Source organism: uncultured Acinetobacter sp. (genome assembly GCF_947624825.1).
In the GTDB taxonomy this organism is placed as follows: Bacteria; Pseudomonadota; Gammaproteobacteria; order Pseudomonadales; family Moraxellaceae; genus Acinetobacter.
On sequence record NZ_CANQLZ010000118.1, the window covers coordinates 1 to 2,886 of the forward strand.

Annotated in this window: 6 protein-coding genes and 1 pseudogene; all 7 read left to right on the top strand. The window is 43.7% G+C overall.

Annotation, left to right across the window (positions count from 1 at the left end):
* The first annotated feature begins 4 nt into the window (after positions 1 to 4).
* A pseudogene (gene rpsC, locus Q0017_RS13600) lies at positions 5 to 782 on the top strand (30S ribosomal protein S3).
* Complete coding sequence (gene rplP, locus Q0017_RS13605) at positions 761 to 1,174, top strand: 50S ribosomal protein L16 (RefSeq protein ID WP_298147971.1); 414 nt, start codon at positions 761 to 763, stop codon at positions 1,172 to 1,174. The pseudogene rpsC and the gene rplP overlap by 22 nt, the downstream one beginning before the upstream one ends.
* A complete protein-coding gene (gene rpmC, locus Q0017_RS13610) occupies positions 1,174 to 1,371 on the top strand; it encodes a 50S ribosomal protein L29 (protein WP_004650482.1) in 198 nt (65 codons plus the stop codon). Before rplP ends, rpmC begins: the two co-directional genes overlap by 1 nt.
* On the top strand, positions 1,368 to 1,625 hold the full coding sequence (rpsQ, locus tag Q0017_RS13615; protein ID WP_298147974.1) for a 30S ribosomal protein S17: 258 nt from the start codon (positions 1,368 to 1,370) through the stop codon (positions 1,623 to 1,625). Before rpmC ends, rpsQ begins: the two co-directional genes overlap by 4 nt.
* A gap of 91 nt (positions 1,626 to 1,716) precedes the next feature.
* Positions 1,717 to 2,085, top strand: a complete 369-nt coding sequence (gene rplN, locus Q0017_RS13620; protein ID WP_005012978.1) for a 50S ribosomal protein L14 — start codon at positions 1,717 to 1,719, stop codon at positions 2,083 to 2,085.
* Positions 2,086 to 2,094: 9 nt separating this feature from the next.
* Complete coding sequence (gene rplX / locus Q0017_RS13625) at positions 2,095 to 2,412, top strand: 50S ribosomal protein L24 (protein WP_297423736.1); 318 nt, start codon at positions 2,095 to 2,097, stop codon at positions 2,410 to 2,412.
* Positions 2,413 to 2,428: 16 nt separating this feature from the next.
* The coding region (gene rplE, locus Q0017_RS13630) for a 50S ribosomal protein L5 (protein WP_298147978.1) at positions 2,429 to 2,886 on the top strand (458 nt) is incomplete at its 3' end.

The window sequence follows — 2,886 nt, forward strand, 5'->3', positions numbered from 1 at the left end:
TGATATGGGTCAGAAGGTTCATCCAATCGGTATCCGCCTAGGTGTTGTGAAACGTCATAACGCTAACTGGTATGCGAGTCCGAAACAATACGCTGAATACTTGCTTAAAGATTTGCAAGTTCGTGAGTTTTTGAACAAAAAACTTAAGAATGCAATGATCAGCAATATTCTTATCGAACGTCCTACTGGCGCTGCTAAAATTACTATTAGCACTGCTCGTCCTGGTATCGTAATCGGTAAAAAAGGCGAAGACATTGAGAAATTACAACGCGAATTAACAGCCATTATGGGTGTTCCTGCGCAAGTAAGCATCAACGAAATCGATCGTCCTGACTTAGACGCGCGTCTAGTTGCTGAAGGTATTGCTTCACAATTAGAAAAACGTGTGATGTTCCGTCGTGCTATGAAGCGTGCGGTTCAAAACTCTATGCGTGCTGGTGCTAAAGGTATCAAAGTTGAAGTTTCAGGCCGTTTAGGTGGTGCTGAGATCGCTCGTACAGAATGGTATCGTGAAGGTCGTGTGCCTTTGCATACGCTTCGTGCGGACATCGACTACTCTTCAGTACGTGCTGAGACTACTTACGGTACGATTGGTGTTAAAGTTTGGGTATTCCGCGGTGAGATCCTAGGTGGCATGAAACAAGTCATGAACCCTGCTCCTGCTGAAGAACGTCCAGCTAAACGCGGTCGCGGTCGTGGTGAAGGTCAAGAGCGTCGTGGTCGCCGCAATGATCGTTCTGCTGAAAAAGGAGAATAATCCATGTTGCAACCTAAACGTATGAAATTCCGTAAGGTGCAAAAAGGCCGTAACACTGGTCTTGCTCACCGCGGTAGCTCAGTATCATTTGGTACTATTGCGCTTAAATCACTTGAACGTGGTCGTATGACTGCGCGTCAAATTGAAGCTGCTCGTCGTACAATCAGCCGTCGTATTAAACGTGGTGGTAAGATCTTTATCCGTGTTTTCCCAGACAAACCAATTACTAATAAACCATTAGAAGTTCGTATGGGTAAAGGTAAAGGTTCTGTGGAATACTGGGTTTGTGAAATCAAACCAGGTAAAGTCTTGTACGAAATTGATGGTGTAAACGAAGAATTAGCTACAGAAGCTTTCAAGCTTGCTGCTGCTAAACTTCCGTTTAAAACCACTATCGTGACTCGGACGGTAATGTAATGAAAACTAAAGATCTACGTGAAAAGTCGGTAGAAGAGTTGACAGCTTTGCTTGATGAGCAACAGCTTAACCAATTCCGTCTTCGTATGGCGAAAGCAACTGGTCAATTGGGTAAATCGCACGAAGTTGCGTTAACTCGTAAAACTATTGCTCGTATTAAGACCCTCCTTACCGAAAAACAGGGGAACGGACAATGAGTGAGCAAACAGTTCGCACGTTAACAGGCAAAGTAGTAAGCGACAAGATGGAAAAATCTATCGTTGTTCTTATTGAACGCCGCGTTCAACACCCGTTGTACGGCAAATTAATCCGCCGTTCAACAAAATTACACGCTCATGATGAGAACAACACAGCTAAAACTGGCGACGTTGTAACCATTAAAGAATGCCGCCCAATGTCTAAAACTAAGTCATGGACTTTAGTTGAAGTTATTGAAGCAGCAGCTGAGTAATTAACGTTCTTGTTGCATCATCGGTCAATTTCGAGTACTCTTTGAGCCTTTCGAAATTCTGACCGATGTTGCTCGGTTTTGGAGTAGGGCAATGATTCAAACCGAAAGTATGCTCGACGTAGCAGACAACAGTGGTGCTCGCCGCGTACAATGTATCAAAGTACTTGGTGGTTCACATCGTCGTTATGCTTCTGTTGGCGACATCATTAAAGTTACTGTAAAAGAAGCAATTCCACGCGCACGTGTTAAAAAAGGTGACGTGATGAATGCTGTAGTTGTACGTACAAAATTCGGTATCCGTCGTGCAGACGGTTCTGTGATTCGTTTCGACGATAACGCAGCTGTTATTTTGAACAACAACAAAGCGCCGATTGCGACTCGTATTTTCGGACCAGTGACTCGTGAACTTCGTACTGAACAGTTCATGAAAATTATTTCATTGGCTCCTGAAGTTCTATAAGAGGCACTCATGGCTAAGATTAAAAAAGGCGATCAAGTAATTGTGATCGCAGGTAAAGAAAAAGGCAAACAGGGAACTGTATTGTCTGTTTCAAACGATCGCGTTCTTGTTGAAGGCTTGAACCTGGTTAAGAAGCATCAAAAGCCGAATCGTGCAACAGGTGCTGAAGGCGCTGTAGTTACACAAGAAGCTTCGCTTCATATCTCAAACGTGGCAATTTTTAATGCTGCAACCCAAAAGGCTGACCGTGTTGGTTACCAAGTAGTAGAAGGCGTGAAAACTCGCGTATTCAAATCTACTGGTGAATCAGTGGCGGTAGCGAAGTAATAGGTTGAATTAGGCTATGGCCAGACTTAAAACACGTTACAACGAAGAACTTAAAGCTCAATTACTTGAGACTTTAGGTGTTAAAAATGTGATGGAAATTCCACGCATTACTAAAATCACGATCAACATGGGTGTTGGCGCAGCTGCTGCTGACAAAAAACTCCTTGATGGTGCTTTAGCGGATATGCAAGCAATTGCTGGTCAAAAGCCAGTGCTTACATTAGCGCGTAAATCAATCGCTGGTTTCAAAATCCGTGATGGTTGGCCGATCGGTTGTAAAGTTACTTTACGCGGCGAACGCATGTACGAATTCTTAGACCGTTTGATCTCTATCGCGATCCCTCGTATCCGTGACTTCCGTGGTTTCTCAGCGAAATCATTTGACGGTCGTGGTAACTACTCGATGGGTCTTAAGGAACAGATCATGTTCCCTGAAATCGATTTTGATAAGATTGATCGTATTCGTGGTATGGA